Origin of the sequence: Paracoccus hibiscisoli, assembly GCF_005048265.1 — a bacterium.
Classification (GTDB): domain Bacteria; phylum Pseudomonadota; class Alphaproteobacteria; order Rhodobacterales; family Rhodobacteraceae; genus Paracoccus; species Paracoccus hibiscisoli.
In genome coordinates, this window is record NZ_SUNH01000086.1 from 1 (window position 1) to 1,681 (window position 1,681).

Annotated in this window: 1 pseudogene; it reads right to left on the reverse strand. The window is 59.6% G+C overall.

Features of this window, described 5'->3' with window-relative positions:
• Positions 1-222 precede the first annotated feature (222 nt).
• A pseudogene (locus tag FA740_RS19385) lies at positions 223-1,543 on the reverse strand (IS110 family RNA-guided transposase).
• Between the last annotated feature and the right edge of the window lie 138 nt (positions 1,544-1,681).

Below are 1,681 nucleotides of genomic sequence, written 5' to 3' on the forward strand. Positions count from 1 at the left end.
GACAACGTCCTAGCTCGGGAACAAATCGCCGTTTAGGGCATCAGATCACGGGGCATCCGAGTGACCGGATGCTCTGAAGATGTTTGCCCAAGCGGGCTCCGCCGTCAAGAAGTGGTCTCTTCCATAGCAAATACAGGGTCGGTCTGGTTGCCGCCCTCACCGTCCTTAAGACGAGATCCTAAATCCCAAGCGGAAGGCCCGAACATTATCTACGAGGTCGCGTCATGCGCCTCCACGGCCCTTTGAGAGAGAGGTCCTTCCGCTCGGGCTCGCCCCCTCGAAGAAGGGGCGATAGGGTTCGCCGGATTTGATCACGGCGTGAATGGTGCGTGCCATCTTTGCGGCGATGGCGGTGTAGGCCTTGCGGCGTAGATCTGGGTTGTGGCGATCCTGCGCGATGTAACGTTCGAACTTGTCCCGAAAGCTGTTGGTCTTCTTCAGAACCGCTGTCTGGCCCGCCAGCCATAACGTGCGTCGGAGACGGGCATTGCCATACTTCGATATCTTGCTCCGACCGCGGAACATGCCGGACTGGACGGTGGCCAGATCCATGCCGCAGAACTTCAGAAACTGACGGTGATGTTGGAACCGGCGCACGTCACCCGTCTCGGCCAAGATCGTCAGAGCGTTGATCGGCCCGATGCCGGGAATGGTGCGCAGCAGTTGATAGTCGGGGCGCTCGGCCAGCAATTCGACCGCCCGATCTTCGATAGCATTGCGTTGGCGGATCAGGTTTCGCCCTTCGGCCAGCATCATGCGGAACATTCGGATGGCGTCTGAATCCGGCGATACGGGCAGCCCGGTAGACACCTTTGCCGTCTCGTAAATATCTGACAACAGGAGAGACTTCTCGACCTTGCGCCCGACCACCTCCCAAGCAGCCCTGGTGAACTCCTCCTTGGTCATGGCGCTGATCATGTGCGGAGAGGGGAACATCTCGAGGAACGCCAGAAACCAATCCGTCCGCGAACTGCGGTGGAAACGGTCAGCTTCCGGAAAATAGAGCGGCAGGTAATGGGTCAGGATGCGATGCCACAGCTCGGTCTTGGACCGCGACACGGCATCATGGGTCTTGGACAATTCCTGAATGTCGTTCGTGCCGGCCACCATCGGGTCCTGGAAGATCTGCACCGCGCCGATCTGCAGCATATGCAAGATGACTTGGGCATCCTTCGGATCGTCTCTGGGCTTACGCGGCCCCACTGGGGCCACGGTCCCTTCGACTGTCCCAGCTGTTGTGCAGCGCCTCCCGCGTCCGGGCCAAAGCGACCGAAGACACCAGCTTCAGGTCGAACCCGGCGACACCCAGATGATACATCAGCACACGGTGATAGTTGCCTGTGGCCTCAAAGCCGATCCGGACGGGCAAGCCATATTCCCGCAAGATTACGATCAGCCGCATAAAGTCATCGGCGCTGTTGGTGATCGTCAGGCGCCGGCGACGCGTCTTGCCCGGGACGGAAATCAGCACCTCGTGCCGGTGCTTGGAAATGTCGATGCCTACCAGAACACGGGCATCCGAAGTATGCTCAACCTTGGCCATGGCCGGTCTCCTCTGTGGTGTGGTTCGCAAAACCACCATAGAGACCTGCGACCCGGTTATGGCCGCCTGCTGCGCAATTTTGGGGGCTGCGCAGGCGGCCATAACCTTCAACAGCGCGTCATTCCCAACATGCTACGG